Annotated in this window: 31 protein-coding genes and 1 tRNA gene; 28 read left to right on the top strand and 4 right to left on the bottom strand. The window is 63.8% G+C overall.

What is annotated here, in order from left to right:
• The first annotated feature begins 3 nt into the window (after positions 1 to 3).
• The 19 genes from AC3FOF_RS15690 to AC3FOF_RS15780 all read left to right on the top strand — a co-directional run bounded on the left by AC3FOF_RS15690 (position 4) and on the right by AC3FOF_RS15780 (position 14,599).
• On the top strand, positions 4 to 774 hold the full coding sequence (locus tag AC3FOF_RS15690) for an ABC transporter permease (protein WP_276264975.1): 771 nt from the start codon (positions 4 to 6) through the stop codon (positions 772 to 774).
• 76 nt (positions 775 to 850) lie between these two features.
• Positions 851 to 1,096, top strand: coding sequence for a BolA family protein (locus AC3FOF_RS15695; RefSeq protein WP_017228809.1), 246 nt, complete (start codon positions 851 to 853; stop codon positions 1,094 to 1,096).
• 171 nt (positions 1,097 to 1,267) lie between these two features.
• Positions 1,268 to 2,518, top strand: coding sequence for a UDP-N-acetylglucosamine 1-carboxyvinyltransferase (murA, locus tag AC3FOF_RS15700; protein ID WP_017228810.1), 1,251 nt, complete (start codon positions 1,268 to 1,270; stop codon positions 2,516 to 2,518).
• 28 nt (positions 2,519 to 2,546) lie between these two features.
• Positions 2,547 to 3,209 carry an ATP phosphoribosyltransferase gene (gene hisG, locus AC3FOF_RS15705; protein ID WP_017228811.1) on the top strand — a complete coding sequence of 221 codons (663 nt, stop codon included), beginning with the start codon at positions 2,547 to 2,549 and terminating at the stop codon, positions 3,207 to 3,209.
• A 33-nt stretch (positions 3,210 to 3,242) separates the two neighbouring features.
• Positions 3,243 to 4,580, top strand: a complete 1,338-nt coding sequence (gene hisD, locus AC3FOF_RS15710; RefSeq protein ID WP_017228812.1) for a histidinol dehydrogenase — start codon at positions 3,243 to 3,245, stop codon at positions 4,578 to 4,580.
• A gap of 88 nt (positions 4,581 to 4,668) precedes the next feature.
• The gene (gene hisC, locus AC3FOF_RS15715; RefSeq protein WP_488727083.1) at positions 4,669 to 5,769 is read left to right on the top strand and encodes a histidinol-phosphate transaminase; all 1,101 of its coding nucleotides are present in this window, start codon (positions 4,669 to 4,671) and stop codon (positions 5,767 to 5,769) included.
• A gap of 4 nt (positions 5,770 to 5,773) precedes the next feature.
• A complete protein-coding gene (hisB, locus tag AC3FOF_RS15720; RefSeq protein WP_017228814.1) occupies positions 5,774 to 6,367 on the top strand; it encodes an imidazoleglycerol-phosphate dehydratase HisB in 594 nt (197 codons plus the stop codon).
• Between the two features lie 120 nt (positions 6,368 to 6,487).
• Entirely contained in the window at positions 6,488 to 7,111 is a 624-nt protein-coding gene (locus AC3FOF_RS15725; RefSeq protein WP_017228815.1) for a YchE family NAAT transporter, read from the top strand.
• Positions 7,108 to 7,761 carry an imidazole glycerol phosphate synthase subunit HisH gene (gene hisH, locus AC3FOF_RS15730; RefSeq protein WP_035814311.1) on the top strand — a complete coding sequence of 218 codons (654 nt, stop codon included), beginning with the start codon at positions 7,108 to 7,110 and terminating at the stop codon, positions 7,759 to 7,761. Before AC3FOF_RS15725 ends, hisH begins: the two co-directional genes overlap by 4 nt.
• A gap of 91 nt (positions 7,762 to 7,852) precedes the next feature.
• Positions 7,853 to 8,599, top strand: coding sequence for a 1-(5-phosphoribosyl)-5-[(5-phosphoribosylamino)methylideneamino]imidazole-4-carboxamide isomerase (hisA, locus tag AC3FOF_RS15735; RefSeq protein WP_017228817.1), 747 nt, complete (start codon positions 7,853 to 7,855; stop codon positions 8,597 to 8,599).
• A gap of 78 nt (positions 8,600 to 8,677) precedes the next feature.
• On the top strand, positions 8,678 to 9,448 hold the full coding sequence (hisF, locus tag AC3FOF_RS15740; RefSeq protein WP_276264972.1) for an imidazole glycerol phosphate synthase subunit HisF: 771 nt from the start codon (positions 8,678 to 8,680) through the stop codon (positions 9,446 to 9,448).
• Positions 9,449 to 9,463: 15 nt separating this feature from the next.
• A complete protein-coding gene (gene hisI, locus AC3FOF_RS15745) occupies positions 9,464 to 9,871 on the top strand; it encodes a phosphoribosyl-AMP cyclohydrolase (protein ID WP_017228819.1) in 408 nt (135 codons plus the stop codon).
• Positions 9,868 to 10,248 (top strand): phosphoribosyl-ATP diphosphatase, encoded by a 381-nt coding sequence (locus AC3FOF_RS15750; protein ID WP_017228820.1) that lies wholly within the window; start codon positions 9,868 to 9,870, stop codon positions 10,246 to 10,248. Before hisI ends, AC3FOF_RS15750 begins: the two co-directional genes overlap by 4 nt.
• A gap of 60 nt (positions 10,249 to 10,308) precedes the next feature.
• The gene (locus AC3FOF_RS15755; RefSeq protein WP_017228821.1) at positions 10,309 to 10,683 is read left to right on the top strand and encodes a DUF4870 family protein; all 375 of its coding nucleotides are present in this window, start codon (positions 10,309 to 10,311) and stop codon (positions 10,681 to 10,683) included.
• Between the two features lie 140 nt (positions 10,684 to 10,823).
• On the top strand, positions 10,824 to 11,180 hold the full coding sequence (locus tag AC3FOF_RS15760; protein WP_017228822.1) for a histidine triad nucleotide-binding protein: 357 nt from the start codon (positions 10,824 to 10,826) through the stop codon (positions 11,178 to 11,180).
• A 224-nt stretch (positions 11,181 to 11,404) separates the two neighbouring features.
• Positions 11,405 to 11,641, top strand: coding sequence for a Sec-independent protein translocase subunit TatA (gene tatA / locus AC3FOF_RS15765; protein WP_017228823.1), 237 nt, complete (start codon positions 11,405 to 11,407; stop codon positions 11,639 to 11,641).
• Positions 11,642 to 11,813: 172 nt separating this feature from the next.
• The gene (gene tatB, locus AC3FOF_RS15770; protein WP_017228824.1) at positions 11,814 to 12,323 is read left to right on the top strand and encodes a Sec-independent protein translocase protein TatB; all 510 of its coding nucleotides are present in this window, start codon (positions 11,814 to 11,816) and stop codon (positions 12,321 to 12,323) included.
• A 142-nt stretch (positions 12,324 to 12,465) separates the two neighbouring features.
• A complete protein-coding gene (tatC, locus tag AC3FOF_RS15775) occupies positions 12,466 to 13,263 on the top strand; it encodes a twin-arginine translocase subunit TatC (protein ID WP_017228825.1) in 798 nt (265 codons plus the stop codon).
• Positions 13,264 to 13,507: 244 nt separating this feature from the next.
• Positions 13,508 to 14,599, top strand: coding sequence for a porin (locus AC3FOF_RS15780; protein WP_017228826.1), 1,092 nt, complete (start codon positions 13,508 to 13,510; stop codon positions 14,597 to 14,599).
• Between the two features lie 490 nt (positions 14,600 to 15,089).
• Here AC3FOF_RS15780 and AC3FOF_RS15785 read toward each other — a convergent pair whose 3' ends face one another.
• The gene (locus AC3FOF_RS15785; protein ID WP_017228827.1) at positions 15,090 to 16,286 is read right to left on the bottom strand and encodes a Do family serine endopeptidase; all 1,197 of its coding nucleotides are present in this window, start codon (positions 16,284 to 16,286) and stop codon (positions 15,090 to 15,092) included.
• Positions 16,287 to 16,305: 19 nt separating this feature from the next.
• Between AC3FOF_RS15785 and AC3FOF_RS15790 the strand changes: the two genes are divergently transcribed.
• Positions 16,306 to 17,052 carry a Nif3-like dinuclear metal center hexameric protein gene (locus tag AC3FOF_RS15790; RefSeq protein ID WP_035814329.1) on the top strand — a complete coding sequence of 249 codons (747 nt, stop codon included), beginning with the start codon at positions 16,306 to 16,308 and terminating at the stop codon, positions 17,050 to 17,052.
• Between the two features lie 89 nt (positions 17,053 to 17,141).
• Here the strand turns inward: AC3FOF_RS15790 and mscL are convergent, their stop codons facing one another.
• Positions 17,142 to 17,579, bottom strand: coding sequence for a large conductance mechanosensitive channel protein MscL (gene mscL / locus AC3FOF_RS15795; RefSeq protein ID WP_017228829.1), 438 nt, complete (start codon positions 17,577 to 17,579; stop codon positions 17,142 to 17,144).
• Positions 17,580 to 17,791: 212 nt separating this feature from the next.
• On the opposite strand from mscL, the gene petA reads away from it, so the two are divergent.
• The 6 genes from petA to AC3FOF_RS15825 all read left to right on the top strand — a co-directional run bounded on the left by petA (position 17,792) and on the right by AC3FOF_RS15825 (position 22,176).
• Positions 17,792 to 18,409: a ubiquinol-cytochrome c reductase iron-sulfur subunit gene (petA, locus tag AC3FOF_RS15800; RefSeq protein WP_017228830.1), complete on the top strand. Its 618-nt coding sequence runs from the start codon at positions 17,792 to 17,794 to the stop codon at positions 18,407 to 18,409.
• Positions 18,410 to 18,411: 2 nt separating this feature from the next.
• Positions 18,412 to 19,815, top strand: coding sequence for a cytochrome b (locus AC3FOF_RS15805; RefSeq protein WP_017228831.1), 1,404 nt, complete (start codon positions 18,412 to 18,414; stop codon positions 19,813 to 19,815).
• A 37-nt stretch (positions 19,816 to 19,852) separates the two neighbouring features.
• Positions 19,853 to 20,596, top strand: coding sequence for a cytochrome c1 (locus AC3FOF_RS15810; RefSeq protein ID WP_017228832.1), 744 nt, complete (start codon positions 19,853 to 19,855; stop codon positions 20,594 to 20,596).
• A 267-nt stretch (positions 20,597 to 20,863) separates the two neighbouring features.
• Positions 20,864 to 21,475: a glutathione S-transferase N-terminal domain-containing protein gene (locus tag AC3FOF_RS15815; RefSeq protein ID WP_017228833.1), complete on the top strand. Its 612-nt coding sequence runs from the start codon at positions 20,864 to 20,866 to the stop codon at positions 21,473 to 21,475.
• A gap of 69 nt (positions 21,476 to 21,544) precedes the next feature.
• Entirely contained in the window at positions 21,545 to 22,039 is a 495-nt protein-coding gene (locus tag AC3FOF_RS15820) for a ClpXP protease specificity-enhancing factor (RefSeq protein ID WP_017228834.1), read from the top strand.
• A 61-nt stretch (positions 22,040 to 22,100) separates the two neighbouring features.
• Positions 22,101 to 22,176 (top strand) — tRNA-Thr (locus tag AC3FOF_RS15825).
• A gap of 238 nt (positions 22,177 to 22,414) precedes the next feature.
• Here the strand turns inward: AC3FOF_RS15825 and AC3FOF_RS15830 are convergent.
• Entirely contained in the window at positions 22,415 to 22,753 is a 339-nt protein-coding gene (locus AC3FOF_RS15830) for a DUF1484 family protein (protein WP_488727084.1), read from the bottom strand.
• 350 nt (positions 22,754 to 23,103) lie between these two features.
• Here AC3FOF_RS15830 and AC3FOF_RS15835 point away from each other — a divergent pair, with 350 nt between their 5' ends.
• Positions 23,104 to 24,156 (top strand): restriction endonuclease, encoded by a 1,053-nt coding sequence (locus AC3FOF_RS15835; protein WP_488727085.1) that lies wholly within the window; start codon positions 23,104 to 23,106, stop codon positions 24,154 to 24,156.
• A gap of 293 nt (positions 24,157 to 24,449) precedes the next feature.
• A complete protein-coding gene (locus AC3FOF_RS15840) occupies positions 24,450 to 25,337 on the top strand; it encodes an endo alpha-1,4 polygalactosaminidase (protein WP_488727086.1) in 888 nt (295 codons plus the stop codon).
• A gap of 17 nt (positions 25,338 to 25,354) precedes the next feature.
• Here the strand turns inward: AC3FOF_RS15840 and AC3FOF_RS15845 are convergent, their stop codons facing one another.
• Entirely contained in the window at positions 25,355 to 25,885 is a 531-nt protein-coding gene (locus AC3FOF_RS15845) for a PH domain-containing protein (RefSeq protein ID WP_017228837.1), read from the bottom strand.
• Positions 25,886 to 26,122 lie beyond the last annotated feature (237 nt).

The raw sequence follows: 26,122 nt of genomic DNA on the forward strand, positions 1-26,122 counted from the left end.
CCGATGGCGGTGGGTGGCCTGGTGGGTTTCCGCACCTTGCTCTACAAGGAAGTGCTGCGTTTCTGGAAGGTCAGTTTCCAGACCGTGGCCGCGCCGGTGCTGACCGCCATCCTGTACCTGCTGATCTTCGGCCATGTGCTGGAGAACCGCGTGAAGGTGTACGACCAGATCAGCTATACCGCCTTCCTGGTACCGGGGCTGGTGATGATGAGCGTGCTTCAGAATGCTTTTGCCAATAGCTCTTCGTCGCTGATCCAGTCCAAGATCACCGGCAATCTGGTGTTCATCATGCTGCCGCCGTTGTCGCACTGGGAGATGTTCGGCGCCTACGTGGTGGCTTCGGTCGTGCGCGGCCTGGCCGTGGGCCTGGGCGTGCTGCTGGTCACAGCCTGGTTCGCCAACCTGCACTTCGCCTATGTCGCCTGGATCCTGGTGTTTGCCTTGCTGGGCGCGGCGATCCTGGGCACGCTGGGGCTGATCGCCGGGATCTGGGCCGAGAAATTCGACCAGCTCGCGGCCTTCCAGAATTTCCTGATCATGCCGGCAACCTTCCTGTCCGGTGTGTTCTATTCGATCCACTCGCTGCCTCCCTTCTGGCAGGCGGTGTCGCACGCCAACCCGTTCTTCTACATGATCGACGGCTTCCGCTACGGTTTTTTCGGCGTCTCCGACGTGGCGCCGACCTTCAGTCTCGCAGTCGTGGGTACGGCTTTCGTGCTGCTCGCGGCGATAGCGCTGCAGCTGCTCAAGAGCGGCTACAAGCTGCGCCACTGAGCGGCGGCCCGCCGCCCCGCCCGAACCTGCAAGCGAACCGACGCGACCTACAGCGAAACAACGCGAAAAGACAACCATGCTGCCTACACCCCAACAAGTCAGGGACTATATCGCCCAAGGCCTCTCCTGCGAACACCTGGAAGTGGAGGGCGACGGCCAGCACTTCTTCGCCACCATCGTCAGCGCCGAGTTCGATGGCAAGCGCCTGATCCAGCGCCACCAGCGGGTCTATGCCGCGCTGGGCGACCGCATGCGTGCGGAGATCCATGCGCTGTCGATGAAGACGCTGACGCCGGCCGAGTGGCAAGCGCAGGGCAAGTAAGACGGACCAGACAAGCTGGCCGCCCGACAGGCCGGACGCGACAATCAGGGCTAGCGCCATCCAGGCGGCCCACGGGTAACAGATGCCGCGGCAATGCGCCTTGACGCACGGTCGCGGACCGTAACGAATCATGCCGGACGCCGCCAGGCGGCCGGCCGGAATTGAAAGAACATGGACAAACTCGAGATCCAGGGCAATGGCCCGCTGCGAGGCGAGATCCGCGTTTCGGGCGCCAAGAACGCCGCGCTGCCGATCCTGTGCGCCGGCTTGCTTGCTGCCGATACCGTGTCGCTCGACAACGTGCCCAACCTGCAGGATGTGCGCACCACGCTCAAGCTGTTGCGCCAGATGGGCATGACGGCCGAGCAGGACGGCGCGCGCGTCACGCTGAACGGCACCGACGTGAACTCGCCCGAGGCCCCGTATGAACTGGTCAAGACCATGCGCGCCTCGATCCTGGTGCTGGGTCCGCTGGTAGCGCGCTTCGGCGAGGCACGCGTGTCGCTGCCCGGCGGCTGCGCCATCGGCGCGCGCCCGGTCGACCAGCACATCAAGGGCCTGCAGGCCATGGGCGCCGAGATCAGCATCGAGCACGGCTTTATCCATGCCCGCGCCAAGCGCCTGAAGGGCGCGCGCGTGGTGACCGATATGATCACCGTGACCGGTACCGAGAACCTGCTGATGGCCGCCACCCTGGCCGATGGCGAAACCGTGCTGGAAAACGCCGCGCGCGAGCCCGAGGTCACCGACCTGGCCAACCTGCTGGTCAAGATGGGTGCCCGCATCGAGGGCATCGGCACCGACCGGCTGGTGATCCATGGCGTGGAGCGGTTGCACGGCGCCAGCCATACCGTGATCGCCGACCGTATCGAAGCCGGTACCTTCCTGTGCGCGGCAGCCGCGACGCTGGGCGACATCGTGCTGCGCGGCGTGCAGCCGTCGATCCTGGACACCGTGCTCGACAAGCTGCGCGAAGCGGGCGCCACCATCGAGACCGGCGATGACTGGATCCGCCTGAAGCTGGACCAGCGCCCGCACTCGGTGAGCTTCCGTACCTCGGAATACCCGGCATTCCCGACCGACATGCAGGCGCAGTTCATGGCGCTGAACAGTGTCGCCGGCGGCGTGGCCCGCATTACCGAAACCATCTTCGAAAATCGCTTCATGCACGTGCAGGAACTCAACCGCCTGGGCGCCGACATTGCAGTGGAAGGCAATACCGCGGTGGTCACCGGCGTGCCCCGCTTGTCCGGCGCCAAGGTCATGGCTACCGACCTGCGTGCCTCCGCCAGCCTGGTGATCGCCGGCCTGGTAGCCGAGGGCGAGACCGTGATCGACCGCATCTATCACCTCGACCGCGGCTACGACCGGATGGAAGACAAGCTGTCGGCAGTGGGCGCCAAGATCCGCCGCATCGCCTGAGCGCGCACGACACGAACAAAGGACGCAGATGAGCCCCTCCCCTACCCAGCTGACGCTGGCCCTTTCCAAAGGCCGGATCTTCACCGAAACCATGCCGCTGCTGGAAGCGGCCGGAATCCAGGTCACCGAGGATCCGGAAACCTCGCGCAAGCTGATCCTGCCCACCTCCGATCCGGACGTGCGCGTCATCATCGTGCGCGCCTCGGACGTGCCGACCTACGTGCAATACGGCGCGGCCGATTTTGGCGTGGCCGGCAAGGACGTGCTGATGGAGCACGGCATGGCCGGGCTGTACGCACCGATCGACCTGAATATCGCCAAGTGTCGCATGTCGGTGGCGACCTCGGCCGGCTTCGACTATGCCAGCGCGGTGCGCCAGGGCGCGCGGCTGGCGGTGGCCACCAAGTATGTGCAGACCGCGCGCGAGCATTTCGCCAAGAAGGGCGTGCACGTGGACCTGATCAAGCTGTATGGCTCGATGGAACTCGGGCCGCTGGTGGGACTGGCCGACGCCATCGTCGACCTGGTCAGCACCGGTGGGACGCTGCGTGCCAACAACCTGGTCGAAGTGGAAGAGATCGTGCAGATCTCGTCGCGCCTGGTAGTCAACCAGGCAGCTCTCAAACTCAAGCGTGAGCGGCTAGCCCCGATTCTCGACGCGTTTGAACGGGCCTCCGCCGCGCTGGCCTGATGCCGCGCGAGAGAGGGCCTGGGGAATGGAGTCATGAACGAAAATTCTATGCAAAACCTGGCAATCCGCCGCCTTGATTCGACCGAGCCCGGCTTTGCCGCCGAGTTGCGCCAGGTGCTGGCCTTCGAAGCCGGCGAAGACGAGGCGATCGATCGCGCCGCGGCGCAGATCCTGGCCGACGTGAAGGCGCGCGGCGATGCCGCGGTACTGGAATACACCCAGCGTTTCGACCGCGTCGAAGCCGCCTCCATGGGCGCGCTGGAACTGTCGCAGGCCGAACTCGAAACTGCGCTCGACGAACTCGAACCCAAGCGCCGCGCGGCGCTGGAAGCCGCGGCGGCGCGCGTGCGCGCCTACCACGAGAAGCAGAAGATCGAGTGCGGCAGCCATAGCTGGGAATACACCGAGTCCGACGGCACCGTGCTGGGTCAGAAAGTGACCCCGCTGGACCGTGTCGGCATCTATGTGCCGGGCGGCAAGGCGGCCTATCCGTCGTCCGTGCTGATGAACGCGATCCCCGCACGCGTGGCGGGCGTCAAGGAAGTCATCATGGTCGTGCCCACGCCCGGCGGCGTGCGCAACGAGCTGGTGCTGGCCGCCGCGCAGATCGCCGGCGTGGACCGCGTGTTTACCATCGGCGGCGCGCAGGCGGTTGGCGCGCTGGCCTACGGCACGGCCACGCTGCCGCAGGTCGACAAGATCGTCGGGCCGGGCAATGCCTACGTGGCGGCCGCCAAGCGCCGCGTGTTCGGCACCGTCGGCATCGACATGATCGCCGGCCCGTCCGAGATCCTGGTGATCTGCGACGGCACCACCGATCCCGACTGGGTGGCGATGGACCTGTTCTCGCAGGCCGAGCATGACGAACTCGCGCAATCCATCCTGCTGTGCCCGGACTCCAACTACCTGGCCCAGGTGGAAGAAAGCATCCAGCGCCAGCTCGATTCCATGCCGCGCCGCGATGTCATCCGTGCCTCGCTGTCCGGTCGCGGCGCGCTGATCCGCGTGCGCGACATGGACGAGGCCTGCGAGATCGCCAACGCGATCGCACCGGAGCACCTCGAGATATCCGCCGAGAACCCGCGCCACTGGGCCGAGAAGATCCGCCACGCCGGCGCCATCTTCCTGGGCCGCTATACCAGCGAGTCGCTGGGCGACTACTGCGCCGGGCCCAACCACGTGCTGCCCACCTCGCGCACCGCGCGCTTCTCGTCGCCGCTGGGCGTGTATGACTTCCAGAAGCGCTCCAGCCTGATCGAGGTGAGCGAGCAGGGCGCGCAGATGCTAGGCCAGATCGCAGCCGAACTGGCCTATGGCGAGGGTTTGCAGGCTCACGCCCGCAGCGCCGAGTACCGCCTCAGGCGTAACTGAGGCACAGCGGCCGGGTTCCGGGTTTTTCCGGCGCCCGGCCGGGTAGCAGCAATCAGCACCGACAACCACCGACCAAAGAGGTATTCCAATGTCAGCAGTGCAGCCTTCCCTGATCGAACGCATCATCCGTGACGACGTACGCGCCATGGGCGCCTACCATGTGCCGGATTCGCACGGTCTGGTGAAGCTGGACGCCATGGAAAACCCCTACCGCCTGCCCGATGCGCTGCGCGACCAGTTGGCCGCGCGGTTGGCCGAGGTGGCGCTCAACCGCTATCCGGTGCCCAGCAGCGAAGCGCTGCGCGCGCGCCTGAAGACGGTGATGGAGGTGCCGGCGGGCATGGATGTGCTGCTGGGCAACGGCTCGGACGAGATCATCAGCATGCTGGCGCTGGCCGTGGCCAAGCCGGGCGCCAAGGTGCTGGCGCCGGTGCCGGGCTTCGTCATGTATGCCATGTCGGCCCAGTTCGCCGGGCTGGAGTTCGTCGGCGTACCGCTCAAGGCGGATTTCACGCTGGACCGCGCCGCCATGCTGGCGGCCATGGCCGAGCACCAGCCCGCCGTCGTCTACCTGGCCTACCCGAACAATCCCACCGGCAACCTGTTCGACGCGGCCGATATGGAGGCCATCGTGCGCGCCGCCCAGGGCGAGGTCTGCCAGAGCCTGGTGGTGGTCGACGAGGCCTACCAGCCGTTCGCCCAGGACACCTGGATGCCGCGCCTGGCCGAGTTCGGCAACCTGCTGGTGATGCGCACCGTTTCCAAGCTGGGCCTGGCCGGCATCCGGCTGGGCTACCTGGCCGGCGCGCCGGAATGGCTGTCGCAGCTCGACAAGGTACGCCCGCCGTACAACGTCAATGTGCTGACCGAGGCCACCGCGCTGTTCGTGCTGGAGCATGTCGACGTGCTCGACCAGCAGGCCGCGCAGCTGCGTGGCGAGCGCGCCACCGTGGCCAGCGCCCTGGCCGCTCTGCCGGGCGTGACGGTGTACCCCAGCGCGGCCAATTTCCTGCTGGTGCGCGTGGCAGATTCCGCCCGTCTGTTCGAAGGCGTGCTCGCGCGCAAGGTATTGATCAAGAACGTGGGTAAAATGCACCCATTGCTGGCCAACTGTCTGCGCGTCACGGTCAGCACTCCCGAAGAGAACGCGCAATTTCTCGCTGCCTTCCAGGCCGCGTTGCAGGATTAACACCATGCGTGTTGCAGAGGTCACCCGCAATACAACGGAAACGCAAATCCGCGTTTCGCTGAATCTCGATGGCACCGGCCGCCAGAAACTGGCGTCCGGCGTGCCGTTCCTCGACCACATGCTGGACCAGATCGCCCGCCATGGCATGTTCGACCTCGAGGTCGAAGCCAGCGGCGACACCCATATCGATGACCACCATACGGTGGAAGACGTCGGCATCGCGCTTGGCCAGGCAGTCGCCAAGGCGATTGGCGACAAGAAAGGCATCACCCGCTACGGCCACAGCTATGTGCCGCTGGACGAATGCCTGTCGCGCGTGGTGATCGATTTCTCGGGCCGCCCCGGGCTGGAGTTCCACGTGCCGTTCACCCGCGCGCGGGTGGGCAGCTTCGATGTCGACCTGACCATTGAATTCTTCCGCGGCTTTGTCAATCATGCCGCGGTGACGCTGCATATCGACAACCTGCGCGGCATCAACGCCCACCATCAGTGCGAAACCGTGTTCAAGGCCTTCGGCCGCGCGCTGCGCATGGCGGTGGAGATGGATCCGCGCGCGGGCAACACGATTCCGTCGACCAAGGGCACCCTGGTAGGCTGAATGCTGCCGGCGCGCCACTAGCCTCGCGTGCCGGCGCGTTTTGCTGCGCCGGCGAGAACCTCCGATCAATGCGGTACCAACGCGACATTTGCGCGAGACCAACCGGCTACGCCGAACCCGATGGATACGCTTAAGTCGTTCATCTCGCTGCTGGCACTGATCAACCCGATCGGGGCCATCCCGTTCTTCATCAGCCTGACCACCCAGCAGACCGAGGAAGAAAAGCTGCACACCATCAAGATCGCGTCGATCTCGGTGGCGACGGTGGTGGCCATCTCCGCCTTGCTGGGCCAGCAGATCATCGAGTTCTTCAATATCTCGGTGGCCTCGCTGCAGGTGGGCGGGGGCCTGATCATGATCATGATGGCCATGAACATGCTGAACGCCCAGACCGGGCGCACCAAGGCCACGCCGGAAGAAGAAGACGAGGCGGAGGCCAAGGCCAGCATCGCGGTGGTGCCGCTGGCGCTGCCCCTGCTGACCGGGCCGGGCTCGATCAGCACGGTGATCGTCTATGCAGGCAAGACCCAGCACTGGTATCAATTGCTGATCCTGGTCGCAATTGGCGTGGCGCTGGGTGCGGTGGTGTATATAGTGTTCCGTGCCGCCGACCCGATCGCACGCGTGATCGGGCGCACCGGCATCAATATAGGCACGCGCCTGATGGGACTGATCCTGTCGGCGTTAGCCGTAGAATTCATTGTGGACGGGCTGAAGACATTGTTGCCTGTTTTGAAATCATGACTACCATAGCAATTGTGGATTACGGCATGGGCAACCTGCGCTCGGTGGCGCAGGCTCTGCGTGCCGCGGCACCGGAAGCGGACGTGCAGGTGGTGGACCGGCCCGAGGCGATCCGCGCGGCGGACCGCGTGGTGCTGCCCGGCCAGGGCGCGATGCCCGATTGCATGGCCGCGCTGGGCGCGTCGGGCCTGCAGCAGGCCGTGATCGAGGCCGCCGCCAGTAAGCCCCTGTTGGGTGTGTGCGTTGGCGAACAGATGCTGTTCAACCTCAGCAAGGAAAGCAGGACGGAAGGCGGCGACACCCCGTGCCTGGGGCTGATGCCTGGCGAGGTGATCCGCTTTGAACTGGATGGCATGACCCAGCCGGACGGTTCGCGCTACAAGGTGCCGCAGATGGGCTGGAACCGCGTCAACCAGGTTCGTGCCCATCCGCTGTGGGCTGGCATCCCTGACCAAAGCTGGTTTTACTTCGTGCATAGCTACTTCGTCCATGCGCAGGATCCGGCGCATATCGCCGGCGAAACCGACTACGGTGTCTTATTTACGAGCGCGGTGGCACGCGATAATATTTTTGCCACGCAGTTCCACCCCGAAAAGAGCGCCGCCATGGGCTTGCAGCTGTACCGGAACTTCGTGCACTGGAATCCCTGAACCTCGATAGCGGCTTTATTGGGACCGGGCCGACCGGCCATGCTGGCCTAGGCTCAACTTTCTCTTTCACTCATACACGCTCTTCACACTTATGTTGCTCATTCCGGCCATCGACCTGAAGGACGGTCAATGTGTACGCCTCAAGCAAGGCGACATGGACCAGGCCACCGTCTTTTCCGAAGATCCCGCCGCCATGGCACGTCACTGGGTGGAGCAGGGCGCACGCCGCCTGCACCTGGTCGACCTGAATGGGGCGTTCGTGGGCAAGCCCCGCAACGAAGCCGCCATCAAGGCCATCATCGCCGAGGTGGGCGATGAAATTCCGGTCCAGCTCGGCGGCGGCATCCGTGACCTGAACACCATCGAGCGCTGGCTCGACGGCGGCTTGTCCTACGTCATCATCGGCACGGCCGCGGTCAAGAACCCCGGCTTCCTGAAGGACGCCTGCTCGGCGTTCGGCGGCCATATCATCGTCGGCCTCGACGCCCGCGAAGGCAAGGTCGCCACCGATGGCTGGAGCAAGCTGACCGGCCACGAAGTCGCCGACCTCGCACGCAAGTACGAGGACTACGGCGTGGAAGCCATCATCTACACCGATATCGGCCGCGACGGCATGTTGCAGGGCATCAATATCGATGCCACCGTGAAGCTGGCGCAATCCGCCGCGATCCCGGTGATCGCCAGCGGCGGGCTGCACAACCTGACGGATATCGAACGCCTGTGCAGCGTGCAAAAGGATGGAGTGGAAGGCGTCATCTGTGGCCGCGCGATCTATTCGGGCGACCTCAATTTCGCCGAAGCCCAGGCGCTTGCCGACAAGCTCGGCGCCGAGCAGTAAGACAACGCGCCTTTGCGCGCGACAATTGCAGCCACCGGTTCCCGCACGGGCAGGCGCCGGTGGCAGGCAAGGAATCTCATGCTAGCCAAACGTATCATCCCCTGCCTCGACGTGACCAACGGGCGGGTGGTCAAGGGTGTCAACTTCGTCGAATTGCGCGACGCGGGCGACCCGGTCGAGATCGCCCGCCGCTATGACGAGCAGGGCGCCGATGAAATCACTTTCCTGGACATCACCGCGACCAGCGATGGCCGTGACCTGATCCTGCACATTATCGAGGCGGTTGCGTCCCAGGTCTTCATTCCACTGACGGTGGGTGGCGGCGTGCGCGCCGTGGAAGACGTGCGGCGCCTGCTCAATGCCGGTGCGGACAAGATCAGCGTCAATTCCTCGGCCATCGCCAACCCGCAACTGGTCTCCGACGCCACGGCGCGCTACGGCTCGCAGTGCATCGTCGTGGCGATCGACGCCAAGCGCAGCTCGGCGCCCGGCGAACCGGCGCGCTGGGAAGTCTTCACCCACGGCGGACGCAAGGCCACCGGCCTGGACGCCGTGGCATGGGCGCGCGAGATGGCCGCGCGCGGCGCCGGCGAGCTGCTGCTCACCAGCATGGACCGCGACGGCACCAAGAGCGGTTTCGACCTGGAACTCACGCGCGCTGTCAGCGATGCGGTGTCGGTGCCGGTGATCGCCTCGGGCGGTGTGGGCGGCCTGCAGGACCTGGCCGATGGCATCAAGCTCGGGCATGCCGACGCTGTGCTGGCTGCCAGCATCTTCCATTACGGCCAGCATACCGTTGGCGAAGCAAAAGCATTCATGGCCCGCGAGGGCATCCCGGTGCGGATCTGAACACGGCGAACCGACATGGCAAAAAAGTGGCTTAACAGGGTGAAGTGGGACGACAACGGCCTGGTGCCGGTGATCGTCCAGGAAGTCGGCTCGAACGACGTCCTGATGTTTGCGTTCATGAACCGCGAGGCGCTGCAGCGGACGGTCGAGCTCGGCGAGGCGGTGTTCTGGTCGCGCTCGCGCAAGCGCTTGTGGCACAAGGGCGAGGAATCCGGCCACGTGCAGAAGATCCACGAGATCCGCCTTGACTGCGATGAAGACGTGGTCCTGCTCAAGGTCACCCAGAACGACGGCATCGCCTGCCATACCGGGCGCCATTCCTGCTTCTTCCAGAAGTTTGACGGCGACGCCGACAGCGGCGACTGGCAGACCGTCGAGCCGGTGCTCAAGGATCCATCCACCATCTACGCGGCCAAGCCATGAGCGAACAACAGCCGAGCAGCGCGGATGTGCTGGCCCGCCTGGCCGCCGTGCTGGAATCGCGCAAGCCGGAAAACGGCGGCGATCCCGACAAATCCTACGTGGCGCGCCTGTTCCACAAGGGCGATGACGCTATCCTGAAGAAGATCGGCGAGGAAGCCACCGAGACCGTGATGGCCGCCAAGGACGCGCGTGCCGCCGGCCTGGGCCAGGAGGCGGTCGGCAAGGTGGTGTACGAAGTGGCCGATCTCTGGTTTCACAGCATGGTGCTGCTGGCCCGCTTTGGCCTGCAGCCGGCCGACGTGGTCAACGAACTGGCTCGCCGCGAAGGCCTGTCCGGTCTCGAAGAAAAGGCCCAGCGCAAGACCGACGGCACCTGAAGCCCTGGCATGCCCCGGCCCGGCGGCACAGCGACAATCAGCCACGAGGAGCACAGACCGATGGCAGAGGTGATCACGACCGACCACGACCGGCTCGGCAGCCTGCGCAAGCTGATGCACATCCTTTATGCGCTATACGCCATATTTTGGCTGACTGGCGGCATCACCGCGCTGGTTGCCATCGTGGTCGGATACGTCAAGCGCGACGACGCGCAGGGCACGCTCTACGCCTCGCATTTCACCTGGCAGATCCGCTCCTTCTGGTGGTCGGTGGCGTGGGCCGTTCTGGGCGGCGCGCTGTTTGCCACGATGATCCTGATACCCCTGGCCTTCGCCGTGTGGGGCGTATTGTCCGTATGGATGCTGTATCGTATTGTCAAAGGGTGGCTCTACCTGAACGATGGCAAGCCGATGTACCAGGATCAGCGTTCCTGAAGGCGGGAAGGGCTGGGCAGCGGCCGGCCGCGGGCTGGCGCTGGCGGCCCGAACGGCCCTGAAATGCAGGCGGTCGGCCCCGGGGCCTGCCGTCCGCGACGAAAATTGCGACCCAATTTGCGACGCGCAATGAAATTTTCATGAATTCACAGCAAAATTGCCTCTTCTGCCGGATCGTGGCCGGCCAGCTTCCGTCGCGCAAGGTGTATGAAGACGACGAAATGCTGGCTTTCCACGATATCCACCCGAAAGCCCCGGTACACTTCCTGCTAATTCCCAAGTCGCATGTGGATTCGCTGGCCGATTGCGGACCCGGCGATGGCGCGGTGCTTGCTAAAATGATGTTGAAGGTGCCGGAGTTGGCGCGCGCGGCAGGCTGTGGCAACGGTTTCCGGACGGTAATCAATACCGGCCCGGATGGCGGACAGGAGGTGTACCACCTCCATCTGCACGTGCTCGGCGGACCGCGCGACCGGTGGAAGGTGCCGCTGCCCTGAGGGTCTGCGCCTGGTCCTTGCTGGTCCAGGGTGCGGGCGTCTGAGTCTGAAAGCCCCGACGTCGCGTATAAGGCCTGGCGGGCAGCCAAACCATGCAGGACCGCAGGCCGCGTGGCCTTCGGTCAGATGCCGTGCCGGCAACCGTCGCCCGGCATGGCCTTCAGTGACGGAACAACGAGCCGGGGGTGGCGAGGCGCCGCCGCTGGCTTCATCAGGAGCAGAAAATGGGTTCGTTTAGCATTTGGCACTGGCTCATCGTGCTGGTGATCGTCATGATGGTCTTTGGCACCAAGAAGCTGCGCAACATCGGCCAGGACCTGGGCGGCGCGGTCAAGGGCTTCAAGGATGGCATGAAGGATGCCAACGGCGAGTCCACGGATGCTCCGGCGGCTCCCGCCAAGGAACTGCGCGACGCCGGCACCATCGACGTGGAAGCCAAGGAAAAGTCGCGCCAGCAGTAAGCGCGGCAGAACGCTTGTCGGCACGCCCGATGTTCCCTTTCCCGGCTGCAATGCCTTGCCGGCCATGCCCGCCGCGGCAGGCTCGCCCGTGCGCGATAGCGCGCGCGGACGTCGGCAGCCGTTGCGGCAGCCTTGCCGCCCCCAGCGGCGGCTCCTTACTTCCGAACCTCGCATGATCGATCTCGGCATTTCCAAGCTTGCACTGATCGGCGCGGTGGCGCTGGTGGTGATCGGTCCCGAACGGCTGCCGAAGGTGGCGCGCACTGTTGGCGCGCTGGTAGGCCGCGCGCAGCGCTACATCAACGATGTGAAGGCGGAGGTCAGCCGTGAAGTCGAACTCGACGAACTGCGCAAGATGCGCACGGAGTTCGAGGACGCCGCGCGCGATGTCGAGCGCACCATCCACAAGGAAGTGCACGAACATAGCCAGGCCCTGAACGATGCGCTGACCGGTACCGATTCCAGCGCGCAGGGCGGGCCAGGCCAGGATAGCGGCTATGTGCCTTCCTGGGATATGGCGCACAAGGCCCACAATGGCCGCAAGAGCTGGCGCGTCAAGCAGGGTGCGCGGCCCGTGTGGTACAAGCGCCAGCACAATGTGCGCGTGTGGGCGCAGTCCGGCGCCGCGCGCGTCAAGCGCCACCGTCCCGCCACGGGCCCCGCACGCTCTTTCTTCGATTGAGCATGACGGAGCTTGTCCACACGCCGGTAGCCGGCCGGCCGCCGCTGTCTTTCGTTCCGGCCAGCGCGCCGCGCCGTCGTGCCGCCACCGATTCCGCCACCGATTTTTCGATGCCAGCCAGCCCGGCTGAGCGGTCCACGCCATGAGCGACTCACGTTCCCAAGATCCCCAAGACCCGCAGGACGAAGGTCAGCAGGAAACCTTCATCTCCCACCTGGTGGAGCTGCGCTCGCGTATCGTCAAGGCGGCGTCGGGCGTGATCCTGGTGTTCCTCAGCCTGATCTACTGGGCGCCGAACATCTTCAACCTGTTCGCCCGGCCGTTGATGGAATCGCTGCCCAAGGGGGGGCGGATGATCGTCACCGACGTCACCGGCTCCTTCTTCGTGCCGATGAAGGTGACGCTGCTGGTGGCCTTCCTGATTGCATTGCCCTGGGTGCTCTACCAGATCTGGCAATTCGTCGCACCCGGCCTGTACCAGCACGAGAAGCGGCTGATCGTGCCGCTGGTGAGCAGCAGCTACATCCTGTTTATCTGCGGCGTGGCCTTCGCCTATTTCCTTGTGTTCCCCACGGTCTTCCATTTCATGGCGCACTACAACGCGCCGCTGGGGGCCGAGATGTCGACCGACATCGACAAATACCTCGGCTTCGCCATGACCATGTTCCTGGCCTTCGGCATCACCTTCGAGGTGCCGGTGGTGGTGATCGTGCTGGTGCGCTTTGGCGTGGTCGAACTCGACAAGCTCAAGCAGATTCGTCCCTACGTGATTGTCGGGGCCTTCGTCATTGCCGCCGTGGTCACGCCCCCCGATGTGCTGTCGCAGTTGCTGCTTGCTGTGCCTCTGGTAGCACTCTATGAGCTGGGCCTGATCATGGCCCGTTTCGTCTCGAGGCCGGTCGTGGAGGACGAAACCGCCAGCGAAGCCCAGCCCGACTGAACGTACAACGGCTTCCCAAAACAAAGCTTGATGGCGCAACTTTTGCACCAAAATGGTGAAAAATGCAGCCCATGCTGTTGCGACATCACAACAATATCCGTCCGTAACCAAGGTTTACGACGAAAAAGCCTTCTGGCGGCCGGGGGGGCTGACCCATAATACGCTTCAGACGTGAGGTAAATGCGTCGCCCAAGCACTTGGGCAAGCCAAGATTTCCCAATCAGTTGACAAGGAAAGTGTCGATATGAAGATGAAACTGTTTGCAGCCGCTGTAGCTGCCCTGGCCGCTGGTGGTGCGTATGCCCAATCGAGCGTGACCCTGTACGGCGTGGTTGACGCTGGTCTGTCGTTCAACAACAAGGCTAACGCTACCGGCGACAAGCTGTACCGCATGACTTCGGGCAACCAGTCGGGTTCGCGTTGGGGCCTGCGCGGCGTTGAAGATCTGGGCGGTGGCCTGAAGGGCATTTTCGTCCTGGAAAGCGGCTTCAACACCGACACCGGCGGTCAAGCTGACAGCAACCGTCTGTTCAATCGCGGTGCCTACGTTGGCCTGCAGAACCAGTACGGCACCCTGACCCTGGGCCGTCAGCAGACCCTGATGTATGACTTCGGTCTGATCTATGATCCGATGGCGATTTCGACCCGCTACTCGATCACCTCGACCGCTGCTGAATACGCTTCGCGCGCCGACAACGCCGCCAAGTACGTTGGCACGTTCGGTGGCCTGACCGTCGCTGGTCTGTACAGCTTCACCAACAACGGTCAAGAAGTTGCTGGTCAGTTCCGCAGCGGCCGCGAATACAGCGTGAGCGCAAGCTACGCAGCAGGCCCGTTCTCGGTTGGTGCTTTCTATGACCAGACCAACAGCGTTGGTGTTGGCGCTGCAAACGCGGCTCTGATCCGCCGCGCCAGCGTTGCTGGTACCTACGCCTTCGGCCCGGCCAAGGTGTACGCTGGTTACCGTTATGCCAAGGCTGCCAACGGTGCTAGCCTGCCGGGCGCAACCATCAACAACGGTGCGACCGCTCTGACCAACACCGGCTCGAACCTGTACTGGGCTGGCCTGGGCTATCAGCTGACCCCGGCGTTCTCGCTGACCGGCGCTGTGTACTATCAAGACTTCCGTCAAACCAGCGCAGATCCGTGGCAATTCGTCGCTACGGCTGACTACGCTCTGTCGAAGCGCACCGACCTGTACACCTCGCTGTCGTACGTGAAGAACAAGAACGGTTCGGCACTGGGCGTTGACGGTTTCAACACCTCGTCGACCACCAACGTGCAGCAAGGCGCCAACCAATTCGGCGCAACCGTTGGTATCCGTCACAAGTTCTAATTTAATGCGGGCGTAAGCTCGCTTTAGATTGGCTTAGGCGCGAAACGCCGGCACCCGCAAGGGTGCCGGCGTTTTGTCGTTTGCCGGGCTGCGGAACTGCAGGCGGTGCCTTCCAATGATCCCCGCGCCCTCAGTAACGCTCGCAGATAGGATCGCGGGTGCCCTGGCCGTGAATGAATGCCACCTTGCGCCATGTGGAGGGGCAGCGGGCGCTGATCCCTTTGCGGCGGCAGGACGGAAAAAGGTGCGCTGCCGGGCCAGGGCGAGCCAAGGCTGCCCGGGGCGGCTGGCGGCCAGCCATCGCCAGCCACTTCCTGCAGCCTTTCGCGCTGGGTGCGCCTTTGCTCACGCAGCCCGTTTTTGCGCAGTATCAGGTACGCTCCGAAGGCCTGAGCAACACCCGCCGCGCAAAAAAGAAGACCCCGCCACAAAGGGCGGGGCCAGGTACTTGCCCAATACACCGGCTGGCGCCGGGCTTACGGTTTGATCGTCACTCTTCCTCATCCAGCGGCAGTGCGCGGCGCGGCGGCGGTGGCCGCTTGCCGATCATCACCGTCAGCTCGGTCGGCTTGCCGCGGCGCACGACCTTCATCTTCGCTTCCGCGCCCGGCTTCAATTGGGCGATGGCGTTGAGCAGCGCGGTGGTATCGCTGATGGCCTGGCCACCCACCGACACCAGCACGTCGCCCGGCTTCACACCCGCCTTGTCGGCCGGTCCGCCCTGGACCACGGCCGCGATCAGCGCGCCTTCCTTGGCTTCGAGCCCGAAGGACTCCGCGATCTCCGGCGTCATGTCCTGCGGCTCCACGCCGATCCAGCCGCGCGTTACCGAGCCGGTGGAGATGATCGACTCCATCACCTGCTTGGCGGTGGAAACGGGAATGGCGAAACCGATGCCCAGCGAGCCGCCCGAGCGCGAATAGATGGCGGTGTTGACGCCGAGCAGGTTACCCTGCACATCGACCAGCGCGCCGCCCGAATTGCCGGGGTTGATCGCCGCGTCGGTCTGGATGAAGTTCTCGAAGGTATTGATGCCCAGGTGGCTGCGGCCCAGTGCCGAGACGATGCCCATGGTGACGGTCTGGCCGACGCCGAAGGGGTTGCCGATGGCCAGCACCACGTCGCCCACCTTGACGTTCTCGATGCGGCCCAGCGTGATGGCGGGCAGGTCCTTGAGCGTGATCTTCAGCACGGCCAGGTCGGTTTCGGGGTCCGAGCCCACCACCTTGGCGTTGGCCTTGCGGCCATCGGTCAGCGCCACCTCGATCTCATCGGCGCCATCCACCACGTGGTGGTTGGTTAGAATGTAACCTTCCGCGCTGACAATGACGCCCGAGCCCAGGCTCGATACTGGCTCCTGGCGCTCCGGCAGGCGGTCGCCGAAGAAGAAGCGGAACCAGGGATCTTCCGACTGCGGGTTGGGCGAGTTCTTGTTGCTGCCGTTCTTGCTGGTGAAGATATTCACCACTGCCGGCATCGCCTGCTGGGCCGCTTCGCTGTACGAGCCCGGCGCGGAAGTGCCGGCTACGTTGGGGACGACTTCCTTCAGCGCGACGATGGGCGAACCGGATTGCACCGCCACCCGGCCGCGCTGCAGCCAATCCGGCTTGAGCGTGGCCACGACGAACCACACCGCCAGCACAACGGTGACAGCCTGAGCAAAGAACAGCCAAAAGCGGCGCAACATATTGGAGTTTGGGCAGGAAATGAAAACAAAAGAGCTTGAATTGTACTTGAACGACCTGCTTCAAGTGCCTCGCTACAAAGACTATTGCCCGAACGGCTGGCAAGTGCAAGGGCGTCCCGAGGTGGAGCACATCGTCACCGGCGTGACCGCGAGCCTGGCCCTGGTCGAAGCCGCCATCGAAGCCGGCGCCGATGCCATCCTGGTGCATCACGGCTACTTCTGGAAAAACGAAGATGCCCGCGTGGTCGGGCAGAAACATGCCCGCTTGAAGCGCCTGTTGGGCGCCGACGTGAATCTGCTGGCCTACCACCTGCCGCTCGACGACCACCCGGAGTTCGGCAACAACGCCCAGCTTGGCCTGCATCTCGGCTTCACACCCACCGGCCGCTTCGGCGCCGACCAGCTAGGCTGGACCGGCACCTTGCCGCAGCCGATGCCGCTGGCCGCGCTGGCCGCGCACGTGGGTGGCGTGCTCGCGCGCGAACCGCTCGCGATCGGCGATCCCGAGCAACTGATCCGTACCGTGGGCTGGTGCACCGGCGGCGCCCAGGGGTATTTCGATGCGGCGATAGCCGCCGGCGTGGATGCCTACCTGAGCGGCGAGATATCCGAGCCGACCACCCACCTGGCGCGCGAGAGCGGCGTTGCCTACCTGGCTGCCGGGCATCACGCCACCGAGCGCTTCGGCATCCAGTCCCTGGGCGAGCATCTCGCGCAGCAGTTCAGCCTGCGCCACACCTTCATCGATATCCCCAACCCGGTCTGAAGCCTCTGCCTCTGCCCCTGGCCGGCGCCGGCCAGGGGCAAGGGCAGGACGCCGGCGCGCGCGGGCCGGCTGTTCAAGGCTGGAGCGGCTTAAGAAGGCTGGCGCGTCTTCAGGCTGTCGCGGATTTCGCGCAGCAGCACCACGTCTTCCGGCGTGGCGGCCGGCGCCTCGGGCTTCGGCTCTTCGGCGCGCACCTTATTGATGGCGCGAACCATCATGAAAATAATAAAAGCCAGGATGAGGAAGTTGACCAAAATGGTCAGGAAATTACCGTAGGCGAATACCGGCACGCCCGCTTTCTTCAATGCGTCGAGCGTTCGTGGCACGTTCTCGGGCGGATCCGCCAACAAAATAAACATGCTGGAAAAATCGAGCTTGCCAATAACCCGCCCCACCACTGGCATGATCAGGTCATTCACCACCGAATCGACAATCTTGCCGAACGCCGCGCCGATAATCACGCCGACGGCCAGATCGATCACATTGCCGCGCATCGCGAAGGTCTTGAACTCCGACATCATGCCCATGCTTTTCTCCCACTGTTGCTTGTGTTGAACGGTCGTCAAGACAAAAGCCTGCCGGATCACTGCCCGTAACGCAAGCGTGGAGGCCATATCTCAACCAAACTGGCCGATTATCGTACAAAGGTGAGTAACTGTGCGCCTTTCAATGGCACATGTGACTAAGGTACAATTTACGGTTGACGCAAAATCTAATTTGACATCCCCTGGGGTTTGGAATGAGTGACCAGCAAAACGTGAAGAACGTGGATAAGGGTCGCCGCAATTGGTTGATTGCGACGTCAGTCGCTGGCGGCATCGGAGGCGTGGCGGTAGCGGTTCCGTTCGTCAGTACGTTTGCGCCGTCAGAGAAGGCAAAGGCCGCGGGAGCACCGGTCGAAGCCGACATCAGCGCCCTGAAAGCGGGCGAAATGATGACCGTCGAATGGCGTGGCAAACCAGTCTGGATTCTGAAGCGCACCGAGGAGATGCTCGCGTCGCTCAAGAAGACCGATGCGGAAGTCGCCGACCCCAATTCGGACGTCCCCTTCACCATGAAGACGCCCGAGTACTGCAAGAACGAAACCCGTTCGCGCTCCGAGCACAAAGACCTGCTGGTCGTGGTGGGCATCTGCTCCCACCTTGGCTGTTCCCCCTCCGGCCCCTTCGGCCCCGGTTCCAACCCGCAGCTTGGATCCGACCCCGGTTTCCTCTGCCCCTGCCACGGTTCGACCTTCGACCTGGCGGGCCGCGTGTTCAAGAACAAGCCGGCCCCGCAAAACCTCGACGTACCCCCCTACCAATTCCTGTCCGACACCAAGATCGTGATCGGCAAGGATGAAAAAGGAGACGCTTGACCATGGCGGCCGAAAAACAAGTCAAGACGACCGGCCTGCTTGGCTGGGTCGACGCACGCTTCCCCGCAACCCAGCTCTGGGAAGACCATCTTTCCAAGTACTACGCACCGAAGAACTTCAACTTCTGGTACTTCTTCGGCTCGCTGGCCCTGCTGGTCCTGGTCATCCAGATCGTCACCGGCATCTTCCTGGTGATGAACTACAAGCCGGACGGCACGCTCAACGCCGCCGGCATTCCCGTGGCCTATGCCAGCGTGGAATACATCATGCGCGAGGTACCCTGGGGCTGGCTGGTGCGCTACATGCACTCCACCGGTGCCTCGGCCTTCTTCGTGGTGGTCTACCTGCACATGTTCCGTGGCCTGCTGTACGGTTCGTACCGCAAGCCGCGTGAGCTGGTCTGGATCTTCGGCTGCCTGATCTTCCTGTGCCTGATGGCGGAAGCCTTCATGGGCTACCTGCTGCCCTGGGGCCAGATGTCGTACTGGGGCGCGCAGGTGATCGTGAACCTGTTCTCGGCCATCCCCGTGATCGGCCAGGACCTGTCGCTGTTCATTCGTGGCGACTACGTCGTCAGCGATGCCACCCTGAACCGCTTCTTCTCCTTCCATGTCATCGCCGTGCCGCTGGTGCTGCTGGGCCTGGTGGTCGCGCACATCATCGCGCTGCACGAAGTGGGCTCCAACAACCCGGACGGCGTCGAGATCAAGGCCAAGAAGGACGCGAACGGCATCCCGCTGGACGGCATCCCCTTCCACCCGTACTACTCGGTGCACGACCTGATGGGCGTGGGCGGCTTCCTGATGATCTTCTCCGCGGTGATCTTCTTCTTCCCGGAGATGGGCGGTTACTTCCTGGAATCGAACAACTTCTTCCCGGCAGACCCGCTCAAGACCCCGCCGCACATCGCGCCGGTCTGGTACTTCACGCCGTTCTACTCGATGCTGCGCGCCACCACCTCGAACTTCCTGCCGATCCTGTGGGTGTTCTTCGCGGTGCTGCTCGGCCTGGTGTTCCTGCGTAGCAAGGACACCCGCATCAAGCTCGGCGCGCTCGCCATCGCGGTGATCCTGGCCGTGGGCTTCTACTTCATCGACGCCAAGTTCTGGGGCGTGCTGGTGATGGGCGGCTCGGTCGTGATCCTGTTCTTCCTGCCGTGGCTGGACCACTCGCCGGTGAAGTCGATCCGCTACCGTCCGTCCTTCCACAAGACCATCCTCGCCGTGTTCGTGGTGGTGTTTGTCGTGCTCGGCTACCTGGGCGTCATGCCCCCGTCGCCGGTGGGTGAGAAGGTGTCGCAGCTGGGGACCCTGCTGTACTTCGCTTTCTTCCTGACCATGCCGCTGTGGAGCCGTGTCGGCCAGTTCAAGCCCGTGCCGGAACGTGTCACGTTCCACCCGCACTGAGCCCGGACGAACCCCGACAAGAGCACAAGGACACAAGATGAAAAAGCTGCTTTCGATTCTCGCGCTGGCCGGCGCCTGCTTTGCCGCCGCGCCCGCCATGGCCAGCGAAGGGGGCTATCCCCTCGAGCCGGCACCCGTGCAGACCAGCGATCTCTCCTCGCTGCAGCGCGGCGCCAAGCTGTTCGTCAATTACTGCCTGAACTGCCACGGCGCGTCCATGATGCGGTACAACCGCCTCAAGGACATCGGCCTGACCGACGACCAGATCCGCGAAAACCTGCTGTTCTCCGGCGACAAGGTCGGCGATATGATGACCATCGCCATGCAGCCGAAGGAAGCCAAGGCCTTCTTCGGTGCCGCCCCGCCGGACCTGTCGGTGATCTCCCGCGCCCGCGGCGACGACTGGCTCTACACCTACCTGCGCACCTTCTACCGTGACGACAACCGCGCCACGGGCTGGAACAACCTGGTATTCCCGAGCGTCGGCATGCCGCACGTGCTGTGGGAGCTGCAAGGCCAGCGCGCCGCCAAGTTCACCGAGGTGGAAGAGCACGGCGAGAAGGTCCACAAGTTCGCCGGCTTCGAGCAAATCACCCCGGGCAAGCTGAGCACGCTCGAGTACGACCAGTCGGTTGCCGACCTGGTCGGCTTCCTGGACTGGATGGCCGAGCCCGCCCAGAACCAGCGCAAGCGCCTGGGCGTGTGGGTGCTGATGTTCCTCGGCGTGTTCACCGTCTTCGCCTGGCGCCTGAACGCGTCGTACTGGAAGGACATCAAGTAACACGCGGTAAAGCCCCGGAGGGCCGGGGGCCTGAGGGGCGCAGGGCTGGAGTGGATGTTGTGTCAAAGCAACTCCGCTCCAGCCCTTTTTGCTTTACCGGCAACGTGCCGCGGCATCGCATGGCACCGCACTTGTGCACTTTGAAGCGCCCGCCCTCCCCAAAATAGCGTCAATATGTGCGCTAAACATCTCTAATTTGCTTTCTCCATATCGGTTCTGCCAGAATACCGATCCAGTCAACCGACCCAGCATCAAAGGAATCCAACCATGATGGTGTTGTATTCGGGCACCACCTGCCCGTTCTCCCAACGTTGCCGCCTCGTCCTGTTCGAAAAGGGCATGGATTTCGAGATCCGTGATGTTGACCTGTTCAACAAGCCGGAAGACATTTCGGTGATGAACCCCTACGGCCAGGTGCCCATCCTGGTCGAGCGCGACCTCATCCTGTACGAGTCGAACATCATCAACGAGTACATCGACGAGCGCTTCCCGCACCCGCAGCTGATGCCGGCCGATCCGGTGCAGCGCGCCCGCGCCCGCCTGTTCCTGTTCAACTTCGAAAAGGAACTCTTCACGCATGTCTACTCCCTCGAAAACGAGAAGGGCAAGGCCGCCGAGAAGAACCATGAGCGCGCCCGTGCCGCCATCCGCGACCGCCTGACCCAGCTCGCGCCGATCTTCGTCAAGAACAAGTACATGCTTGGCGAAGAGTTCTCGATGCTCGACGTCGCCATCGCCCCGCTGCTGTGGCGCCTGGACCACTACGGCATCGAACTGTCGAAGAACGCCGCCCCGCTGCTCAAGTACGCCGAACGCATTTTCAGCCGCCCGGCCTACATCGAAGCGCTCACCCCGTCGGAAAAGGTGATGCGCCGCTAAACCGGCCCACCGGCCCGAAGCCAATCGCCTCGGGCCGCCCGGAACGCGCCACGCGCCACTGGAAGCACAATGCCTGAAACCTCCACCAAGCCCTACCTGATCCGCGCCATCTACGAATGGTGCACGGACAACGGCTTCACGCCGTACATCGCCGTCTTCGTCGACGCCAACACCAGCGTGCCGCGCGAGTTCGTCAAGAACAACGAAATCGTGCTGAACGTCAGCTTCGACGCCACCAGCGGCCTGGACATGGGCAACGAGTGGATCAGCTTCAGCGCCCGCTTTGGCGGCATCTCGCGCAAGATCGACGTGCCCATCGAAAACGTGCTCGCCATTTACGCGCGCGAAAACGGCCAGGGCATGGCCTTCCCGGTGGAACGCAGCGTCCCCGAAACCCAGGCCGCCACGGAACGCGAGAACAATCCGCCGCCCAAGCTGGCCTCGGTGGAAAGCGAAGCGCCGGTCACCGCGCCAGCCAGCCAGGACCACGACGACGACGAACCCACGCCGCCGCCGGTCTCACGCATCGGTGCCCGCAAGCCGTCGTTGAAGGTAGTGAAGTAAGCGCAGGAAGCCATCGTCAATTTGCGCCGCATGCAGTAGAATCGCGGTCTGCACCAAATATGCCGGCTTAGCTCATCAGGTAGAGCAGTTGATTTGTAATCATCAGGTGGCGGGTTCGAGTCCTGCAGCCGGCACCAGTTTCAAATACCAAGCAGTACAGGGAAGTCCAGAAACCCGCGTGAGATCAAGCATCTACGCGGGTTTTTTGTTTGCCAACGTCCGCCAGGGTTCGTTGGCATCCGGGAGACTCTGGGGGCGCAATAGGGGGCATCGGCCCGCTTGGGGCTTGTCTCCCACCCGCACCAAGAAAGAGCCGCCCTCAAGGCGGCTCCATTCACGCGGCTGGATCACGTCGCGTTAGGTTGCGGGGGATGCTCAGAACAGCCGTTGAAGATCATCCACCGCGCGATCGAGCTGGCGCTTAAGCAATGTCAGTATGCAGTGCCGCCCACCATCGTCGGCGGATGCAGTGCTGGACTGATCGAGCAGCGTTAGCATCAAGCCAATTCCAGCGCTGACACGTAGCAGTTCATCGCAGCTTTCCATTGCCGTGTTGCGGACATGATCTCCACACGCTTCAAGTTGACCGACGATCTCCGCTGCACGATCCATCGCCTGCGGTTCATCTGCGCGGATTAATGGACCTAATTCGGCGATCAGGTAGCGTTGCTCCAAGCCTGCCAGCGGGCGCGATGATCCGGCGTGCTTATCCATGGGCTGTCTTGACTGGAGCTGACACCGTGGCACTGCTTAGGACAATGGCAGTCGTACTCTCTGGCTCGGCGCAAGCGCGTTGCCGCGAGCGATAGACGCCGGGAGGATTTGATCGAGCGGTAGGTGGATTAATTTGCTCGGAACGAGCGAAGACACTGGGCAATGCAGCCTCCTTGGAATAGGGCCGCGCGGGACGCGGCTGTACACCTTGGACATATTCAGGCTGCTAAACCCGATCACCGTTGTTTCGGTGATGGACCATTCTTGATTGCTCCGTTGCGAGTGTCAAGCGTACCCGTCAAGCCACATCACAATTTTAACAATTTGTGTAGTATTCGGCAGATCAAGCCTTGCAAACAACAAAACGGGCGGGTGCAATCATGGGTCGCAGAAGAAAAGAACCGGGGATTTCTGACATCTTGCTGGCGTCGCCGTGGTGGGTATCTGTCCTGCTTGGGGTCGGTGCGTATATCGGGCTGCATGCGATTATTCCGGCCATGCTGGCGGCGAATCCCTTCCTGCGCGGCATTGCCATGGTCGGCCGCGAGATGGCCTGGATACCTGCCGTCATGTTCTGCTTTCTTGGTCTGCTGTCCTACATCAAGACGCGTAGCACGGCGCAGGCCGGGTCCGAGGTCCCCCGCCCATCGAGCCCCCGCCCATCGAGCCCCCGCCCATCGAGCCCCCGCCCATCGAGCCCCCGCCCATCGAGCCCCCGCCAATCGAGCCGCCGCCCATCGAGCCGCGAGCGCGGCGGGTCTAGCCATGCGGCATCGCAGGCACCGTTGGCTCCGCCAGCGCCAGCGCCAGCGGCCGGCATCGCGGCGACTCCGGGGCTGGCGCCCTCCGCCCCGCCACAAATCCACGGATGGTCGCTCGCAGCTTTGGGCGTGCTGGAGTGGAAGCGCTTCGAGTTGCTATGCGTTGCGTACTACGAGCAACTTGGTTTCACAGTGACGACAGTCCCGCATGGCGCGGACGGCGGCATCGACGCCACGTTGTACAAGCAGGGCATGGACCAGCCGATGGCCCTTGTGCAATGCAAGGCGTGGCAAACGGCAGTGAAGGTGGAACCGGTCCGCGCGCTCGGCGGCGTCATGCATCAGCACAAGATCAAACGCGGCGTGTTCTGGTCGCTCAGTGGCTACACGGGTGAGGCGAAGAAGTATGCAGCCGAAGCGGGTATTCAGTTGCTGGACGGGGCGGGGATTCTGGAGCGCATCCAGAAGCTGGACCCGGCCCAGCAAGCAGGGTTGCTCAAACTGGCGTTCGATGGTGACCACAGGACGCCCACCTGCGCGGCTTGTGGGGTGAAGCTGGTGAGGCGGAATGGGCCGCGCGGCCCGTTCTGGGGCTGCACCAACTATCCGAGGTGCAAGGTGAAAATGAAGCTTGCCGCTTGAGGCTTCAGTCTACTCGCCAGACGCTGCAAGACAGCGTCTTTAGTCGCTCAGCTTCGGCAGGCGCGTTTCTATTTTCGCAGTCCGAAAGGAAGGTGAGTCGGAAGTATCGCTGTACCATCGCAAGCCGTAAATCAGATTAATCCGTGGTCATGTGGTCCGTCTTGGCCTCGTTACGCAGCTCGCATACCGTGATCCACGGCAAGCGCTCAAGATCGCCTTCTTCAAAGCCGACGTCCATTTTTAGAGCGCTTGCTTCAATCCTTGCAACCGTCAGCCATCAAATGGAACCACCCTTGATCTCAAGACTCGCATGCCTGGCCTGGCTGCTCCTGCCCGCCGCTCTGACGGCCTGCGGAGGGGATGGCGGCGCCGCGCAGTCGGGCGCCACCATCCAAACCGTATCGCCGGCCAAAGTCAGCGCCGCGGCTTCGTCGCCGGCGGCGCAAACGCCGGCCCCCACGCACTGGATGCCTGTCGCCACCGACACCTGGCAGCTGCAGTTGACCGGCACGATCAACACCAGCTACGCGGCGCAGGTTTATGACATCGATCTCTTCGATACGCCGCAAGCCACCATCGATGTGCTGAAGGGGCAGGGCAAGCGGGTGGTCTGCTATTTTTCCGCGGGCAGTTCCGAGAACTGGCGAGCGGATTTCAAGCAGTTCGCAGCCGCGGACATGGGCAAGGCCTTGTCCGGCTGGCCAGGGGAGCGCTGGCTGGATACGCGCTCGCCCAATGTGCGCAGGATCATGCAGGGGCGGATGGACCTGGCGAAGTCCAAGGGCTGCGATGGCGTGGATGCGGACAACGTCGATGGCTATACCAACGCGCCAGGCTTGCCGCTGACGGCGGCTACGCAACTCGACTACAACCTGTTCCTGGCGAACGAGGCGCATGCGCGGGGGCTGGCCGTGGGCTTGAAGAACGATGTGGACCAGATCGCGCAGTTGGCGACGGCGTTCGATTTCGCGGTGAACGAGCAGTGCTTCCAGTACAAGGAGTGCGCCAGCTACGCGCCGTTTTCCACCCAGGGCAAGGCGGTCTTCAACGTGGAGTACGCATCCAGGTACAAGGATGCGGCGACGCGCGCCGCGCTGTGCGCTTCGGCCAAGGCGGCGCATCTGCGTACGCTGGTGCTGCCGCTGAACCTGGACGATGCGTTCCGCTACGCCTGCGATTGAGGTAGCGTACGGCTGCTTCAGGCGGCCAGGCGCCGCTGCAGAGCCTCGGCATCCTGCACGCTAAGCAGGATGCCGTAGCCGAGCCTGGTGGGGAGGTAGAGCACGCGATCCGTGGTGACGGCGGCAAACAGCCTGCTGCCGTCGGCGCCGCGGTACCAGCCGGACTTGTAGCCCGGTACGCTGAAACCGTTCGTGCGCAGCCTGGGGCGCAGCGGGGAGCGCTCGCGCAGGTCCAGCACCTGCGCGCCGCCGGCCAGGTCGGAGAGCGGGATATCGATCGTATAGAAGCTGCTGCGCAGCCTGAACCTGCCGCCATCGAGCGACAGGGAGAAACGCCGCATGCAATACGCCAGCACGACAAAGGCGGCGCCCGTGATGCCAGGTATGAGCCGTGCGTCCGGCGCATGGCGTGCGCCGCCGGCCAGGTGCGCTGCCGCATAGGACAGCGCGAGCGGCAGCACCACGACCAGCAGGAAGAGCCATGCCAGCGTCTTGCCGCCGGCGGGCGTTACGGGGATGGGCTCACTCTCGGTGCGGTGGGTAGGCATGGGCTGTCGGGCTGCGATGCCCGGTGCGAATACCACATGATAGCGGTGATGGCAGCCGCCGGCGGAGCCGGACCTGGCCGCTGGATGGTTTGCGGCCCACCCTGAGCGCGGTGCACTGCTATGCGTCATGGCCTCACCCGTGTGGGGCCATATCGCTCTGCCAGGCATGCCTGCGCGCTGCGGCGCGGGCCTGTTTCCGGCTGCCCGGCAGGCCGGTGCGAATGCCTGGCGACACCG

This window comes from Cupriavidus sp. 96C5-1 (assembly GCF_057798855.1).

Excerpts from the sequence above, each read along its gene's own strand:
- AC3FOF_RS15690 (WP_276264975.1), top strand. The coding sequence starts at position 4 with ATGGCGGTGGGTGGCCTGGTGGGTTTCCGCACCTTGCTCTACAAGGAA.
- AC3FOF_RS15695 (WP_017228809.1), top strand. The coding sequence starts at position 851 with ATGCTGCCTACACCCCAACAAGTCAGGGACTATATCGCCCAAGGCCTC.
- murA (WP_017228810.1), top strand. The coding sequence starts at position 1,268 with ATGGACAAACTCGAGATCCAGGGCAATGGCCCGCTGCGAGGCGAGATC.
- hisG (WP_017228811.1), top strand. The coding sequence starts at position 2,547 with ATGAGCCCCTCCCCTACCCAGCTGACGCTGGCCCTTTCCAAAGGCCGG.
- hisD (WP_017228812.1), top strand. The coding sequence starts at position 3,243 with ATGAACGAAAATTCTATGCAAAACCTGGCAATCCGCCGCCTTGATTCG.
- hisC (WP_488727083.1), top strand. The coding sequence starts at position 4,669 with ATGTCAGCAGTGCAGCCTTCCCTGATCGAACGCATCATCCGTGACGAC.
- hisB (WP_017228814.1), top strand. The coding sequence starts at position 5,774 with ATGCGTGTTGCAGAGGTCACCCGCAATACAACGGAAACGCAAATCCGC.
- AC3FOF_RS15725 (WP_017228815.1), top strand. The coding sequence starts at position 6,488 with ATGGATACGCTTAAGTCGTTCATCTCGCTGCTGGCACTGATCAACCCG.
- hisH (WP_035814311.1), top strand. The coding sequence starts at position 7,108 with ATGACTACCATAGCAATTGTGGATTACGGCATGGGCAACCTGCGCTCG.
- hisA (WP_017228817.1), top strand. The coding sequence starts at position 7,853 with ATGTTGCTCATTCCGGCCATCGACCTGAAGGACGGTCAATGTGTACGC.
- hisF (WP_276264972.1), top strand. The coding sequence starts at position 8,678 with ATGCTAGCCAAACGTATCATCCCCTGCCTCGACGTGACCAACGGGCGG.
- hisI (WP_017228819.1), top strand. The coding sequence starts at position 9,464 with ATGGCAAAAAAGTGGCTTAACAGGGTGAAGTGGGACGACAACGGCCTG.
- AC3FOF_RS15750 (WP_017228820.1), top strand. The coding sequence starts at position 9,868 with ATGAGCGAACAACAGCCGAGCAGCGCGGATGTGCTGGCCCGCCTGGCC.
- AC3FOF_RS15755 (WP_017228821.1), top strand. The coding sequence starts at position 10,309 with ATGGCAGAGGTGATCACGACCGACCACGACCGGCTCGGCAGCCTGCGC.
- AC3FOF_RS15760 (WP_017228822.1), top strand. The coding sequence starts at position 10,824 with ATGAATTCACAGCAAAATTGCCTCTTCTGCCGGATCGTGGCCGGCCAG.
- tatA (WP_017228823.1), top strand. The coding sequence starts at position 11,405 with ATGGGTTCGTTTAGCATTTGGCACTGGCTCATCGTGCTGGTGATCGTC.
- tatB (WP_017228824.1), top strand. The coding sequence starts at position 11,814 with ATGATCGATCTCGGCATTTCCAAGCTTGCACTGATCGGCGCGGTGGCG.
- tatC (WP_017228825.1), top strand. The coding sequence starts at position 12,466 with ATGAGCGACTCACGTTCCCAAGATCCCCAAGACCCGCAGGACGAAGGT.
- AC3FOF_RS15780 (WP_017228826.1), top strand. The coding sequence starts at position 13,508 with ATGAAGATGAAACTGTTTGCAGCCGCTGTAGCTGCCCTGGCCGCTGGT.
- AC3FOF_RS15785 (WP_017228827.1), bottom strand. The coding sequence starts at position 16,286 with ATGTTGCGCCGCTTTTGGCTGTTCTTTGCTCAGGCTGTCACCGTTGTG.
- AC3FOF_RS15790 (WP_035814329.1), top strand. The coding sequence starts at position 16,306 with ATGAAAACAAAAGAGCTTGAATTGTACTTGAACGACCTGCTTCAAGTG.
- mscL (WP_017228829.1), bottom strand. The coding sequence starts at position 17,579 with ATGGGCATGATGTCGGAGTTCAAGACCTTCGCGATGCGCGGCAATGTG.
- petA (WP_017228830.1), top strand. The coding sequence starts at position 17,792 with ATGAGTGACCAGCAAAACGTGAAGAACGTGGATAAGGGTCGCCGCAAT.
- AC3FOF_RS15805 (WP_017228831.1), top strand. The coding sequence starts at position 18,412 with ATGGCGGCCGAAAAACAAGTCAAGACGACCGGCCTGCTTGGCTGGGTC.
- AC3FOF_RS15810 (WP_017228832.1), top strand. The coding sequence starts at position 19,853 with ATGAAAAAGCTGCTTTCGATTCTCGCGCTGGCCGGCGCCTGCTTTGCC.
- AC3FOF_RS15815 (WP_017228833.1), top strand. The coding sequence starts at position 20,864 with ATGATGGTGTTGTATTCGGGCACCACCTGCCCGTTCTCCCAACGTTGC.
- AC3FOF_RS15820 (WP_017228834.1), top strand. The coding sequence starts at position 21,545 with ATGCCTGAAACCTCCACCAAGCCCTACCTGATCCGCGCCATCTACGAA.
- AC3FOF_RS15830 (WP_488727084.1), bottom strand. The coding sequence starts at position 22,753 with ATGGATAAGCACGCCGGATCATCGCGCCCGCTGGCAGGCTTGGAGCAA.
- AC3FOF_RS15845 (WP_017228837.1), bottom strand. The coding sequence starts at position 25,885 with ATGCCTACCCACCGCACCGAGAGTGAGCCCATCCCCGTAACGCCCGCC.